The organism is Actinoplanes oblitus (assembly GCF_030252345.1).
In the GTDB taxonomy this organism is placed as follows: Bacteria; Actinomycetota; Actinomycetes; order Mycobacteriales; family Micromonosporaceae; genus Actinoplanes; species Actinoplanes oblitus.
Window position 1 is genome coordinate 2923098 of sequence record NZ_CP126980.1, and the last position, 13429, is coordinate 2936526.

The 13429-nt window shown below is 71.4% G+C and carries 11 protein-coding genes and 1 pseudogene; 7 read left to right on the forward strand and 5 right to left on the reverse strand.

What is annotated here, in order from left to right:
- Positions 1-111: 111 nt before the first annotated feature.
- Entirely contained in the window at positions 112-381 is a 270-nt protein-coding gene (locus Actob_RS13085; RefSeq protein ID WP_284920428.1) for a hypothetical protein, read from the forward strand.
- A gap of 181 nt (positions 382-562) precedes the next feature.
- Here the strand turns inward: Actob_RS13085 and Actob_RS13090 are convergent, their stop codons facing one another.
- Positions 563-3451 (reverse strand): discoidin domain-containing protein, encoded by a 2889-nt coding sequence (locus tag Actob_RS13090; RefSeq protein ID WP_284920429.1) that lies wholly within the window; start codon positions 3449-3451, stop codon positions 563-565.
- 201 nt (positions 3452-3652) lie between these two features.
- Between Actob_RS13090 and htpG the strand changes: the two genes are divergently transcribed.
- Positions 3653-5497, forward strand: a complete 1845-nt coding sequence (gene htpG, locus Actob_RS13095) for a molecular chaperone HtpG (RefSeq protein WP_284920430.1) — start codon at positions 3653-3655, stop codon at positions 5495-5497.
- A 289-nt stretch (positions 5498-5786) separates the two neighbouring features.
- Here htpG and Actob_RS43990 read toward each other — a convergent pair.
- Positions 5787-6389: pseudogene (locus Actob_RS43990) on the reverse strand (hypothetical protein); the annotation flags it as partial.
- 64 nt (positions 6390-6453) lie between these two features.
- Entirely contained in the window at positions 6454-6612 is a 159-nt protein-coding gene (locus tag Actob_RS13100; protein WP_284920431.1) for a hypothetical protein, read from the reverse strand.
- A 133-nt stretch (positions 6613-6745) separates the two neighbouring features.
- On the opposite strand from Actob_RS13100, the gene Actob_RS13105 reads away from it, so the two are divergent.
- Together Actob_RS13105 and Actob_RS13110 are read left to right on the forward strand one after the other, a co-directional pair.
- Complete coding sequence (locus Actob_RS13105; protein WP_284920432.1) at positions 6746-8257, forward strand: MFS transporter; 1512 nt, start codon at positions 6746-6748, stop codon at positions 8255-8257.
- Positions 8254-8856: an acyl-CoA-like ligand-binding transcription factor gene (locus tag Actob_RS13110; protein WP_284920433.1), complete on the forward strand. Its 603-nt coding sequence runs from the start codon at positions 8254-8256 to the stop codon at positions 8854-8856. The genes Actob_RS13105 and Actob_RS13110 overlap by 4 nt, the downstream gene beginning before the upstream one ends.
- Here Actob_RS13110 and Actob_RS13115 read toward each other — a convergent pair.
- Positions 8827-9456 carry a TetR/AcrR family transcriptional regulator gene (locus Actob_RS13115; RefSeq protein WP_284920434.1) on the reverse strand — a complete coding sequence of 210 codons (630 nt, stop codon included), beginning with the start codon at positions 9454-9456 and terminating at the stop codon, positions 8827-8829. The genes Actob_RS13110 and Actob_RS13115 overlap by 30 nt on opposite strands.
- A gap of 70 nt (positions 9457-9526) precedes the next feature.
- Here Actob_RS13115 and Actob_RS13120 point away from each other — a divergent pair, with 70 nt between their 5' ends.
- A complete protein-coding gene (locus Actob_RS13120) occupies positions 9527-10210 on the forward strand; it encodes an SDR family oxidoreductase (RefSeq protein WP_284920435.1) in 684 nt (227 codons plus the stop codon).
- A gap of 530 nt (positions 10211-10740) precedes the next feature.
- Here the strand turns inward: Actob_RS13120 and Actob_RS13125 are convergent.
- Positions 10741-11373 (reverse strand): FMN-dependent NADH-azoreductase, encoded by a 633-nt coding sequence (locus Actob_RS13125; RefSeq protein ID WP_284920436.1) that lies wholly within the window; start codon positions 11371-11373, stop codon positions 10741-10743.
- A gap of 105 nt (positions 11374-11478) precedes the next feature.
- On the opposite strand from Actob_RS13125, the gene Actob_RS13130 reads away from it, so the two are divergent.
- The gene (locus Actob_RS13130) at positions 11479-11913 is read left to right on the forward strand and encodes a MarR family winged helix-turn-helix transcriptional regulator (RefSeq protein WP_284920437.1); all 435 of its coding nucleotides are present in this window, start codon (positions 11479-11481) and stop codon (positions 11911-11913) included.
- 29 nt (positions 11914-11942) lie between these two features.
- Entirely contained in the window at positions 11943-13385 is a 1443-nt protein-coding gene (locus tag Actob_RS13135) for a GntP family permease (protein ID WP_284920438.1), read from the forward strand.
- Positions 13386-13429 lie beyond the last annotated feature (44 nt).

A 13429-nucleotide genomic window follows, 5' to 3' on the forward strand; every position in this document is an offset into this window, starting at 1 on the left:
AGCATTCATTCCTCCGGAATGGCACGCCCGTACGCTGCGTTGCTTTCTGTACCGATGATCTCGCCCGAACGGGCCAGTGTTACGCCCTGTGATCGTCAGTAGCCTGCATCCGTGCGCTTGATCGAGATGGCAACGGCCTGTGCGGTGACGATGAGTATCTCCGCTGCTTCTTACTCTGCGTTGAACCCGGCTCAGTTGGAGGCGCAGGCCCGGCTGGTCGCGAACAAGGCGACCTGCCGGACGGTGAACACCGCCATCGTCGGCTTCATCGCGATGAACGGCACCGATCCGACGTCGATCACGCAGCTGCGCCCGTATGTCGACGGCGACATCTCCCGCTATCGCATCGTCAAGGGAGTGGCGGCCGGTCCGGGCTGCTGACGGGTTCGGCTACCGCGCGGGAGCAACTTCCAGATCTTCATCTTCGCGGGTCCGCCCGGGTGCGGATCGCATGCTCCCGCGCGGGGCGGGCGGGCTGATCTGGCCGCTGCGCGGCCAAGACGATCAGCCCACCCTTCACCGTCCGCGGGTGGTTCCGGAGATCGAAACCCCGGACCCGGCGTCAGCCGATGTGGATGGTCTTGGCGATGCTCGGGACGCCCTTGGCGTCCAGGGCGAACAGCATCCAGTAACCCGGCACGGCGATGCCCGGGTCGGCCGGGATGGTCAGCCGGTAACCGCCGGTGACCGCCGTCGGTGCCAGCGACAGGCGCCGCTGGTCGGTGTCGACGCTGTGGGTGGCGGTGCCCATCCGGACGATGGCGAACGACTTCACCGCCTTGTCGGTGCCGACCGTGATGGTGGCACCGTTCGCCGCGGTGGCCGGGGCCGTGGTGATCGACGGCCGGGCGGCCGGCTTGCCGTCCTCGGTGAGCAGGTACGGCGGCGTGAAGATCTCCGCGTCGAAGTGGTTCGTCGCGCACCCCTCGCCGCACAGCCCGCCACCACCGGTGAAGACCCGGCCGTCCGGCATCAGCAGCGCCACGCTGTGGTAGGTCCGCGGGATCGCCGCCGGTGACAGCGTGCTGAACGACTCGGTCACCGGGTCGAACAGCTCGGCGCTGAGCACCGCGGTGTTGTCCGAGAACGGCACCGGATAGTTCTCCCCGCCGAAGACCGCCACCTTGCCGTCCGGCAGCACCACGCTGTTGTGGAAGGCGCGGGCGTTCGCCATCGGTGCGACCTTGCGGGTGGTCACCGAGGTCCCGTCGATGCTGACCACGTACGCGTTGGCGGTGGCGTTGTTGTTCTCGTAACTCGGCGCCCCGCCCACCGTCAGGATCTTGCCGGTGTCGAACATGACGGCGTTGCCGTTCATCGCGTCGGCGTCGTCACCCCGCGTCCCGGCCGGGCTCACCCCGCCGGTGCCGCTGGTGGTGTACCAGTTCATCGCCTTGCTCGGCCCGGCCTGCAGCACCTTGCCGCCGGACCAGGCGAACAGCCACGCGTGGTTGTCCTTGCGGTAGTCGCCGTTCGGATTGGCGTCGGCGGTCAGCATCGGCGCGGCGTCGGCACCGGGCAGCGCGGTCCACCCGGCCGACGGCGACCACACCTCACCGGCCTTGTGCGGGCTGCCGTTGTAGCCGCCCCAGCCACCGCTCCACGAACCGCCGATGGTGAACACCCGGCCGTCGCCCAGCGTCGCGCTGGCCTGGTAGCCACGCGGGGTGGTCATCGCCGGCCCGGCCGTCCAGGCGTCCGTGGCCGGGTCGTAGATGCTGGTCTTCTCGCTGTTGTTGCCGCCGGTCACCACGACCCGGCCGTCCGGCAGCGTGGCGATGCCGGGGCAGAACATGTCGTGCCCGGTGTCGGTGACCATCCGCTGGGTGACCACCCCGGTCGCCGGGTCGTAGGTGGCGGTCAGGGTCTGCCCGGTGCCGCCGCTGAACGAGTCCGGCCGGAACGCCGACCAGGTGAGGATCTTGCCGTTGGGCAGCTGCGCGGCGGCCACCGGGACCAGCGGGAAGCCGACCGGCGCGCTCCACACGCCGCGCTTCGCGACGACCGATCCGCTCGGGCCGAGCAGATCCAGCTCGGCGGCGCTGCTCCACGGGCCGCGGTTGCCGGCCTCGCTGAGCGCGGTCAGCCGGACGTACCGGGCCGTCGCGGGCGGGAAGATCACCGTCTGGCGGGCCGGGCTGTCCGCGAACGCGCCACCGGTCAGCCGGTCGGTCCAGGTGCTGCCGTCGGTGGAGGTGGCGATCTCGTAGCGGCCGATCCGGCCGTTGGCCGCCGGGGCCGGGCGCGGCAGGTAGGCGAGGCCGCCGACCAGCGTCGACGCGTGCAGGTCGACGGTCACCGTGTGCGGCAGCGGCGCGGGCGGCGTGCTGCTCCACGCGCTGTGCCAGATGGTGGCCGGGTCGCCGTCCAGCACGTTGGCCACCCGCCCGTTCTCCTGGGCGGTCTCCTCGCTGTCGGTGGCCACCGTCCAGCCGGTGCGGGCCAGCGTCGGGTCGGGCCGGCCGAGCAGGTTGATCTCGGCGGCGCTGCTCCACGGGCCGCGGTTGCCGGCCTCGCTGAGCGCGGTCAGCCGGACGAACCGGGCCAGCGCCGGCGCGAAGGTCACCGTCTGCGCGTCCTTGCTGTCCAGGAACGCGCCGGTGGCCGCGGACGGCGCCCAGAGCGCGCCGTCCATGCTGGTCTCGATCCGGTACTGGCCGATCAGCCCGTTGCGGGTGCCGTCCTGCCGGGGCAGGTAGCTCAGCCCGGACACCAGGTTGGTGACCCGCATGTCCACGGTGAACGTGTGCGGCAGCGCGGCGGGCGGCGCCACACTCCAGGCGGTGTGCCAGATGGAGGCGGTGTTCCCGTCCAGGGCGTTCGCCGCGGCGCCGCTCTCGGCGGCGGTCTCCTCGCTGTCGGCCACCGCGGCCCACCCGGTCCGGGGCAGCGCCGGATCGGTGCCGCCGAGCAGGTTGACCTCGGCGGCCGCCGAGCGGGTGCTGCGCCCGCCCGCCTCGGTCACCGCTGTCAGCCGGACGTACCGCGTGATCACCGTGCCGAACGTGACGGTCTTGAGTGTCGCGTCGTCGGCGAACGTGCCGGTGGCCACCGGTGCGCCCCACGTCGTCCCGTCGTCGCTGGTCTCCACCCGGTACTGGCCGATCCGCCCGTTCGCGATGCCCGGCCGCGGCAGGTAGGTGAGCCCGCTGACCGCCACCCGGTTGCCGGTGTCCAGAGTCAGCCGGTGCGGCAGGGCGCCGGTCCCGCTGAGCCACGCGGTGGCGCTGTCCCCGTCGAGCACCCGGGCGGCCGTCGACTGCCCGCTGTCCGCCGTCACCACCCAGCCGGTCCGCGGCAGCGGCAGCGGTGTGGTCACCGCCACCGGCACGGCCCGCGGCATGATGTGCCCGGCGTGCGGATCCGGCGTGGCCGGCGGGCCGGCCGGCCCGGGCCGGTGCAGTGCCACGGCGATCCCGGCTATCAAACACATGACCAGGGTGGCCGCCATCCTGGCCCACCACCCACCATGTACACGCATGTATGTCCCCCCAAAGTCGATCTGGGAGAACCCCATCGCAGTCGTCGATGTCTGGCTATCGGCGAACGGACAGAGTGATGTGGTTCGACGGGTCTTTGCCGTGGTGCTCACCGGACGGTCCGGCGGTCGTCATACGATCGGCCGGGAAACACCGGACAAGGACGGAAACGGGTGACGATGGAGACGTTGGAGTTCCAGGCCGAGGCGCGCCAGCTGTTGCAGCTGATGGTCCACTCGATCTATTCGAACAAGGACATCTTCCTGCGTGAGCTGATCTCGAACGCGTCCGACGCGCTGGACAAGCTGCGCCTGGCCAAGCTGCAGGACGGCCTGGAGGCGGACACCTCCGATCTGCACATCGAGATCGAGGCGGACACCGAGGCGCGGACGCTGACCGTCCGGGACAACGGCATCGGCATGACGCGCGAGGAGGTCGTGGCGCTGATCGGCACGATCGCCAAGTCCGGCACGGCCGACCTGCTGGCCAAGCTCAAGGAGGCGACCGAGAAGAAGGGTGAGGCGGAGCTGATCGGCCAGTTCGGCGTCGGCTTCTACTCGACGTTCATGGTCGCCGACAAGGTGACCCTGGTGACCCGCAAGGCCGGCACCGAGGGGCACGGCACCCGCTGGGAGTCCGCGGGCGAGGGGACGTACACGATCGACGACGCGCCGGACGCGCCGATCGGTACCACCGTCACCCTGCACCTGCGGCCGAAGGACGAGGAGGACGCGCTCTACGACTACGCCGACCAGTGGCGGATCAAGCAGATCGTCAAGCGGTACTCGGACTTCATCTCGTTCCCGATCCGGCTCGGCGACGAGACCCTGAACTCGCAGAAGGCGCTCTGGGCCCGCCCGCGCAGCGAGGTCACCGACGAGGAGTACCACGAGTTCTACAAGCACATCAGCCACGACTGGACCGACCCGCTCGAGATCATCAACATGAAGGCGGAGGGCACCTTCGAGTACGAGGCGCTGCTCTTCATCCCGTCGCGCGCCCCGCACGACCTGTTCCAGCGGGACGCCCGCCGTGGCCTGCAGCTGTACGTCAAGCGCGTCTTCATCATGGACGACAGCAAGGAGCTGATCCCGGACTACCTGCGCTTCGTCAAGGGCGTGGTGGACGCGGCCGACCTGTCGCTGAACATCTCCCGGGAGATCCTGCAGCAGGACCGGCACATCCAGATGATCCGCCGGCGGCTGGTCAAGAAGGTCCTGTCCACGATCAAGGACCTGATGACCAGCAACCCGGAGAAGTACGCCACGTTCTGGCGCGAGTTCGGCCGGGCGGTCAAGGAGGGCCTGCTCAGCGAGCCGGACAACCACAAGCCGATCCTGGAGATCGCGTCGTTCGGCACCACCGCGCAGGACGAGCCGACCACGCTGGCCGCCTATGTGGAGCGGATGAAGGAGGGCCAGGAGGAGATCTACTACCTGACCGGCGAGTCCCGTTCGCAGGTGGTGAACTCCCCGCACATGGAGGCGTTCGCCGAGCAGGGTTACGAGGTGCTGATCCTCACCGACCCGGTCGACGAGATCTGGGTCGACGCGGTGCCCGACTACGAGGGCAAGAAGCTGCGCTCGATCGCGCGCGGCTCGGTCGACCTGAAGAAGGACGAGGAGGAGAAGGAGCCGGAGGGCGACTTCGGCCCGCTGCTCGGCTTCCTCAAGGAGAAGCTGGACGAGCAGGTCAAGGAGGTACGCCTGTCGCACCGGCTGACCACCTCGGCGGCGTGCCTGGTCAGCGACCAGGACGACATCACGCCGGCGCTGGAGAAGATGTACCGGGCGATGGGCCAGGAGGGCCCCCGGGTGAAGCGGATCCTGGAGCTGAACCCGAGCCACCCGCTGGTCGCCGGTCTGCGCACGGCCTACGAGCGGGGCGCCGACGACCCGGCCCTGCCGGAGACCGCCGAGCTCCTGTACGGCACCGCCCTGCTCGCCGAGGGCGGCGACCTGGACGACCCGGCCCGCTTCGCCAAGCTCCTCGCGGACCGGCTGGCCCGCACGGTCTGACCGCCCGCCCACCGAACGCAAGCGCGGCCCTCCGGGGCCGCGCTTCGCCGTCCCGTCCCGCGTCCGGGCAGCCCTCTCTCACCGAGGGCGACGATCGCTCGCTCCGCCGGGCGGCCCCGGGGCACTCCATGCCGAACCAGCTCTGTCCCGCCGCCCAGTGCCGAACCCAACCGGCGAAACCCGGCTCACCGCCGCCGCGGCCGAACTCCGCACCGAACGGGACCGCGCCCTCCCCGGTGATCATCCAGATCTGGCCACGGTGCGGACCGGTGACCACGAGATGCCAATACATCCCGCAGCCGTCCGTGCCGAGCACGATCGAGCCGTTGTTATAGACCCGCTCGATCGCCTGGTAGTCGGGATCGTCGTCCTCCTCCCACAGCCACTCGGCGGTCAGCGGGAACGGCTCCGCCAGGACCCGCGCGGGCCGGTCGTCACCCCAGTCCGCCGGCAGCTCGGCGAGCGCGACCAGCCCGTAATCCGGCGGGCCGGCGACCGACCCGTCGGAGACCTCGGCGACGAATGTGCGGTAGGGCTCCGGAAGGCTCACCCGGTGCGCCGCCTCGAAGGCGTGCACCGCGGGCCAGCCCAGCGCGGAGGCGCCGCCGTCGTCAACGTGCAGGGCCTCCCGCAGCTCGGCGATGACGGCCGGATCGGCGTGCTCGGTTTCCATGCGCACAGAGATACCAGCCGGGTCCGACACTTCCGCGCGCCCGGGGCCGGGATGAGCGGTGGTTCCGGGCCGGGATGAGCGGTGCCCGGGGGTGGCGAGCCGGCTCGCTCGCTCGGGCGGTCCAGGGTTTTCGGTGACCACCCGCGGACAATGAAGGGCACGGCGATCGCTTTGGACGCGCAGCGGCCAGATCGCCGTGCCCGGCCCGCGCGGGAGCATGCGGTCCGCACCCCGGCGGACCTGCGTAGATGAAGATTTTGAAAGGGTTCTCGGCCGTCGGCGGTCAGCCCTTGGCGAGCTCGACGAAGAACGTGCCGATGTTCGTGAAGATGTTGGCGATGCCGTCCCAGATGCCGCGCGCCACGTCGGCGGCCGGTCCGGGGCTCGTGCCGATCCAGAAGATCAGCAGGAACAGCAGGACCCAGCCGAGCACCTTCTTCATGGCAATCCCCACCCCCCACATGGCCATCCAAGATCTTCACACAGCCCGGGAGGACTCCGGGGGAGGCACGCCAAACCTGAGAGGACTCTGAGGAAACTGGAAGTAGCTCCGATTTGATAGTTACTGTCATTTCATGGCTACTTCCAAGGCGCGCTGGTTCGCGCTCGCCGCACTCTGCTTCTGCACCCTGGCCGTCGGACTCGACGGCACGGTGCTCAGCGTCGCGCTGCCGACTCTGGCCCGCGACCTCGGCGCCTCCACCGGTGACCTGCAGTGGTTCACCAACTCCTACCTGCTGGTGCTGGCCGCGGTGCTGCTGCCGGCCGGGATGCTCGGCGACCGGTACGGGCGCAAGCGCTTCCTCCTCGGCGCCCTGGCGCTGTTCGGCGCCGCCTCCGCGTGGTGCGCCTACGCGACCACCAGCGGTCAGCTGATCACCGCTCGGGCCGTGCTCGGCCTCTCCTCGGCGGTGATCATGGCGCTGATCGGCGCGGTGCTCACCGTCGTCTTCGACGAGAAGGACCGCCCGCGCGCCCTGAGCATCTGGGTCACCGCGAACGCGCTCGGCATCCCGCTCGGCCCGCTGCTCGGCGGCTGGCTGCTGGACAACTTCTGGTGGGGCTCGGTCTTCCTGATCAACCTGCCGATCGTGGTGTTCGGCCTGCTGGCGATCATGGCGTGGGTGCCCGAGTCGCACGGCGACCGCCACCGCCGCCTCGACCTGCCGGGCGTGCTGCTCTCCGCGGCCGGGCTGGTCGGGCTCACCTACGGGATCATCGAGGCGGGCGAGCGCAGCCTGACCGACCCGCGCGCGCTGTACCCGGTCGCCGGTGGCCTGGTCGCGCTGCTCCTGCTCGCCTGGTGGCAGCGCCGCGCCGCCGCGCCGCTGATCGACCTCGACCTGTTCCGCTCGCGCGGCTTCACCGGCGGGGCGGTGCTCGCCACGGTGGCCAGCTTCTCCTTCTTCGGCCTGCTGTTCGCCCTGCCGCAGCTGTTCCAGGCGGTCGGCGGCGCGGACTCGTTCGGTTCCGGGCTGCGCCTGCTCCCGGTGATCGGTGGCCTGCTGGTCGGCGCGCGGCTCAGCGACAGGCTGGTCGAGCGGTTCGGCGCCCGCCTGGTCATCGGCGGCGGCCTGGCCCTGATCGCCGCCGCCCTGCTGGCCGGCTCGCGTACCGGCGCGGCCACCGGTTACGGCTACGTCGCCGCCTGGATCACGGCGGCCGGCATCGGGCTCGGCTTCACCCTGCCGCCGTCGATGAACGCCGCCCTCGGCGCGCTCGTCCCGGAGCGCAGCGGCGTCGGCAACGGCCTGATCCAGGCGATGCGCCAGGTCGGCAGCGCGATCGGAGTGGCGGTGCTCGGCACCGTGCTCAACGCCGGGTACCGCGACCGGGTCGACGCCGCCGGACTGCCGGGCGCCGCCCGGGACAGTGCCGCCTCCGGGGTCGCTGTCGCGCAGCAGTCCGGCGACCCGGGGATGCTCGACACGGTCCGGCACGCGTTCGCCCACGGCCTGGACGTCGCGCTGGTCACCACCGGCGCGGTCGCCGCCGCCGGGGTGCTGCTGGTACTGATCCTGCCCCGGCACACCCGCCGCCCGGCCGGGACTGCCGAGCCGGCCGCCCTGGCAGAATCGGGGGTATGACAGCGACCCCCAGCCTGCGCGAACGCAAGAAGGCGAAGACCCGGATCGCCATTCGCGAGCACGCGATGCGGTTGTTCGAGGAGCAGGGGTACGCGTCGACCACCGTGGACCAGATCGCGGAGGCGGCCGAGGTCTCGCCGAGCACGTTCTTCAGGTACTTCCCCGCCAAGGAGGACGTGATCCTGATCGACGAATACGACCCGATGCTGGTCGAGGCGGCCCGGGCCCAGCCGCCGGAGGTCCCGCCGATCGAGGCGATCCGGCGCGCGATGCGCGAGGTCTTCGACAGCCTGACCCCCGAGGCGTGGGAGAGCGAGCGCCGCCGGCAGAAGCTCTTCGCCGAGGTGCCGGAGCTGCGGGCCCGGGCGATGAACCAGATGGCGGCGGCCCTCGACCTGATCGGCGACGTGATCGCCGAGCGGTCGGGGCTGCCGGCCGACGATCTCCGGGTCCGGGCGATGAGCGGCGCCATCGGCGGGGTGGCGCTGGCGATCCTGCCGCCCGGCCGGATGACCGGGCAGCCCGCCATCGGCATCGCCGACTTCGACCGGCTGATCGAGGCCCTCGGCCTACTCCAGCGGGGCCTCCCGCTCACCTAGCGCGGCGCGGGCGGCGCCGAGGATCCGCTCGGAGAGCGCCGTGCCGGCCGTGGCGCGGGCCAGCAGCAGTGCGCCGACCATGGTGCTGACCGCTGCCAGATCCGGTTCGCCGGTCGTGCCGAGCAGCCGGGCGTAGGCCTCGACCCCGGCGGCGTAGGCCTGCCGGGCCGCCTCGCCGCCCGCTGCGCGTGCGACATCGCCGGCGAATCCGGCGGTCGGGCAGCCCACGGCGGGCTCATCCCGATGTTCCCTGGAGAGGTACGCGTCCAGCAGCGCCCGCCGCGCCTCCGGTCCCAGCGCCTCCGGTTCGTCCAGCTTCCGCGCCTCGTGCTCCGGCGTCTCCCGTGCCGCCGGCTCCTTTCCTGCCGGGCCTTCCGTGAGCCGGGCGGCCTGCTCGGCGAAGGCATACGCGATCGCCTCGCCGACCAGGGCGTCCTTGGACTCGAACTGCTTGTAGAACCCGCCATGCGTGAGCCCCGCGGCCGCGCTGATGTCGGCCACGCTCACCCCGGCGATGCCCCGCTCCCGGAACAACTCCGCCGCGGTGGCGACGACCCGCTCCCGGTTCTCCCTGGCCTGCGCCTGCGATACCCGTCCCATGCCCCCACTATAGATGACGTGTGTCATCTATTACTTGCGCAACTTAGATGACGCCCGTAATCTAAACCGCATGGAACTCACCACCGCCATCGCCGTCGTCACCGGAGCCAACCGCGGCTTCGGTCGCCACCTCGCCGCCCAGCTGCTCGAACGCGGCGCCAAGGTCTACGCCGCGGCCCGCCGCCCGGAGTCCGTCGACCTGCCCGGGGCCGTCCCGCTGCGCCTCGACGTCACCGACCCGGCGTCGATTGCCGCGGCCGCCGCGACCGCCGCCGACGCCACCCTGCTGATCAACAACGCCGGCGTGTCCACCGGCCAGCCCCTGCTCGGCGGGGACCTCGACCTGATCCGAGCCGAGCTGGAGACCAACTTCTTCGGTGCGCTCGCCGCCACCCGAGCCTTCGCCCCGCTGATCGAGGCGAACGGCGGGGGAGCGGTGCTGAACGTCCTGTCGGTGCTGTCCTGGCTGCACCCGGCGGCCTACGGTTCCTACTCCGCGGGCAAGGCGGCCGCCTGGGCGCTCACCAACGCGACCCGCGAGCAGCTGGCCCCGCGTGGCATCACGGTGACCGGCCTGCACGTGGCCTACATGGACACCGACATGGCCGCCACTGTCCCCGCCGACAGCAAGACCGACCCCGCCGTCGTCGCCAAGCTCGCCCTGGACGCGGTGGCCGCCGGTGCCCCGGAGGTCCTCGCGGACGATGTCACCCGTTCCGTCAAGGCCGCCCTCGCCGGTGTGCCGTCCGCCTGATTGTGGCGGGGCCGCTGTGGCTGTTCGCGCCGGTATGCGGTCCGCCTGATCGTGGCGGGTCGCTGTGGCTGTTCGCGCCGGTATGCGGTCCGCCTGATCGTGTGGGTCGCTGTGGCTGATCTCGCTGGTGTGCGGTCCGCCCGATCGTGCCGGCGCCGGGAAAGGCCGTCCTCGTCGGTGTGCGGTCGATCTGATCGCTGCCGTGCCCGCCGCTCGTGCGTCTGACCGGACGACGTCGGCAAATCCGGCGAAAATCCCGATCGTCGCAAAGCCTGCCAAAGGCCCGCCCTCCCAGGGGGAGCCCCCGAAAGTCAGTGTGACGGGAGATCGCGGGTCGCGCCCGGCGGCCTGTGGACAACTCCCAGTTGTGGATACGCGCTGGTGATCAGGGCGACCCGGCTCCCGCCGTACCGAAAATCGGTGAGCGCAAGCCGAAGCGGACCGCACCCCGCCCGCCGGCCCAGCCGATAGCTGACCGCTCCCGATCAGCGGTCCCTCGGCCGGGCCGGACGCGGCGTCTCCGCGGGCGATCAGGGCTGCACGAAGAGCTTGGCCTGCTCCCGAGCCCGATCGTGGGCTGCCGCCCGGTCCGTCTCGGCGTCCGCCGTGGCCAGGTTCGGCCGGAAGTGGATCTCGGTCTGGTCGTGGATGCCGGTCCAGTGCAGCCAGTCGGCGAAGTAGGTGGATTGGAAGTCGCTGCCGAACGCCGGCGGGCGGTCCGGGCCGTAGACCGCGCTGGTGTACACCACCGTGGCCTTCTTGCCGTGCAGCAGGCCGGAGTAGCCGGCGGCCGGGTCGAAGCCGAAGACCAGGCCGGGCTGACTGATCACGTCGATGAACTGCTTGAGGATGTACGGGATGCCGGCGTTCCACATCGGGACGCTGAACAGGTAGTGGTCGGCGGCGTCGAAGCGGCGGAACGTGGCGAGCGCCGCGGCCCATGCGTCGGCGGCCGCGCCGGTCGGCTCCTGGCCGCCGAAGATCGTCATCTTCGCGGCGGCGGCGTCCGGGCCGAAGGGCGGCAGCGTGCCGTCCCACAGGTTCCATTCCTCGGTGTCGAGGTCGGGCCGGGTCGCCCGGGCGGCGGTCAGGAAGGTCTGGGCGATGGCGAGCGACTCGGACCGCTCGCCGCGCGGGGAGGCGGCGATGTGCAGCAGTTTCATGATCTCTCCTAGGTGACCGGTTCCGCTGTCGAAGCGGAGTGCGTGCGCACGCACATTTCTACGCCCAGTGCGTGCGCACGCACAAGATTTGGGTACGCTGTGGTGATGAGCGACACCGATACCGCCGCGTGGGCCGCCCTGCTGCGGGTGCACGCCACCGTCGTGCCGGTCCTCGACCGCGCCCTGCAGTCCGCCTGTGGCCTGCCGCTGACCTGGTACGACGTGTTGCTGGAGCTGCACCACGCGCCGGACGGCCGGCTCGGCATGGGCGAGCTGGGGGAGCGCGCGGTGGTCAGCCGCACCCGGGTCAGCCGGGTCGTCGACCAGCTCGTGGCGGCCGGCCTGGCCGTCCGGGAGACCAACCCGGACGATCGCCGGTCGGCGCACGCCGCCATCACCGAGGCCGGGCGGCGGCGGCTGCGCGAGGCGGCGCCGGTCTACCTGGACGGCATCCGGCGGCACTTCACCGGGGCGATGTCCGCCACCGAGGCGGCAACCGTCGCGAAGGCCCTGGGAAAGGTGCTCGGCGAACAGGAGTGAAAACTTCGCCGGATGGGTAACCGCGCGGCATGTCGACCATCACCGATGCCGGCACCGGCCAGCTGATCGTCGCCGCGGTCCTCGGCATCGCGGCGGTGGTCCTGCTCATCGCCTGGGCGAAATGGCATCCGTTCCTCGCCCTGATCACCGGGTCGGGGGTGCTCGGCCTGGTGGCCGGCGCGGCGCCCGGCAAGGTGATCACCTCGTTCACCACCGGCCTGGGCAACACCACCGGCAGTGTGGGCGTCCTGATCGCGCTCGGCTCGATGATCGGGGTGCTGCTGGCCGAGTCGGGCGGCGCCGACGGGGTCGTGCGCCGGATCGTCGTCGGCGTGTCCGGCGCGGCCCTGCCCTGGGCGATGGCCGGCGTCGCGGCCCTGGTCGGCCTGCCGCTGTTCTTCGAGGTCGGCGTGGTGCTCCTGGTGCCGATGGTGCTGCTCGTCGCCCGGCGCACCGATGTCCCGCTGCTGCTGATCGGCATCCCGGCGCTGGCCGGCCTGTCGGTGCTGCACGGTCTGGTGCCGCCGCACCCGGGACCGCTGGTCGCTATCGACAGCCTGCACGCCGACCTCGGGCTGACCCTGATGTTCGGGCTGATCTGCGCGATCCCGACGGTGATCCTGGCCGGACCGGTGTACGGCAAGTGGATCGCGGCGCGGGTGCCGGTCACGGTCCCGGAGCGGGGGATCGTCCGGCAGTCCGCCGACAACGCCGACGTGGACGCGAACCGCGCCGCCGGCGGGCCCGGCCACCCGGCCGACCTCGACGCCGACGGCGTCCCGGACCGCGCCGAGGGGGTCCGGCGGGACCCGGGCTTCTGGCCTGCCATCCTGACCGTCCTGCTGCCGATCGTGCTGATGCTGGCCCGCGGCGTCGCCGAGCTGACGATCGACAAGGGCAACGACGTACGCGACGTCCTCGAGGTGCTCGGCCAGCCGGTCGTCGCCCTGCTCTTCGGTGTCTTCCTGGCGATGTGGACCCTCGGCCACCGGGTCGGCATGGACCGCCGGCAGACCAACGCGGTCCTCGGCGGGGCGCTGCCGCCGATCGCCGGCATCCTGCTGATCGTGGCCGCCGGCGGCGGCTTCAAACAGGTCCTGGTCGACAGCGGGGTGGGCAACGTGATCGCCGACGCGGCCCGCGACGCGAACCTCAACGCGCTGGTGCTCGGCTGGCTGGTCGCGGTCGGGATCCGGGTGGCGACCGGGTCGGCCACGGTTGCCACCATCACCGCCGCCGGCATCGTCGCCCCGCTCGCCAGCACCCTGGACAACCCCACGGTGGCCCTGCTGGTGCTGGCCATCGGATCCGGCTCGCTGTTCTTCTCGCACGTCAACGACGCCGGGTTCTGGCTGGTCAAGGAGTACTTCGGGATGACCGTCGGGCAGACCATCAAGACCTGGTCGGTGATGGAGACGATCATCTCGGTGGTGGGCTTCGCCTGCGTGATGCTGCTCAGCCTGGTGGTCTGAGAAACTCCCGGCGACCGTGAACCGTTGGCAGCGGTCGATCCGAT

Excerpts from the sequence above, each read along its gene's own strand:
- Actob_RS13090 (WP_284920429.1), bottom strand. The coding sequence starts at position 3,451 with ATGGCGGCCACCCTGGTCATGTGTTTGATAGCCGGGATCGCCGTGGCA.
- Actob_RS13100 (WP_284920431.1), bottom strand. The coding sequence starts at position 6,612 with ATGAAGAAGGTGCTCGGCTGGGTCCTGCTGTTCCTGCTGATCTTCTGG.
- Actob_RS13105 (WP_284920432.1), top strand. The coding sequence starts at position 6,746 with ATGGCTACTTCCAAGGCGCGCTGGTTCGCGCTCGCCGCACTCTGCTTC.
- Actob_RS13110 (WP_284920433.1), top strand. The coding sequence starts at position 8,254 with ATGACAGCGACCCCCAGCCTGCGCGAACGCAAGAAGGCGAAGACCCGG.
- Actob_RS13115 (WP_284920434.1), bottom strand. The coding sequence starts at position 9,456 with ATGGGACGGGTATCGCAGGCGCAGGCCAGGGAGAACCGGGAGCGGGTC.
- Actob_RS13120 (WP_284920435.1), top strand. The coding sequence starts at position 9,527 with ATGGAACTCACCACCGCCATCGCCGTCGTCACCGGAGCCAACCGCGGC.
- Actob_RS13125 (WP_284920436.1), bottom strand. The coding sequence starts at position 11,373 with ATGAAACTGCTGCACATCGCCGCCTCCCCGCGCGGCGAGCGGTCCGAG.
- Actob_RS13130 (WP_284920437.1), top strand. The coding sequence starts at position 11,479 with ATGAGCGACACCGATACCGCCGCGTGGGCCGCCCTGCTGCGGGTGCAC.
- Actob_RS13135 (WP_284920438.1), top strand. The coding sequence starts at position 11,943 with ATGTCGACCATCACCGATGCCGGCACCGGCCAGCTGATCGTCGCCGCG.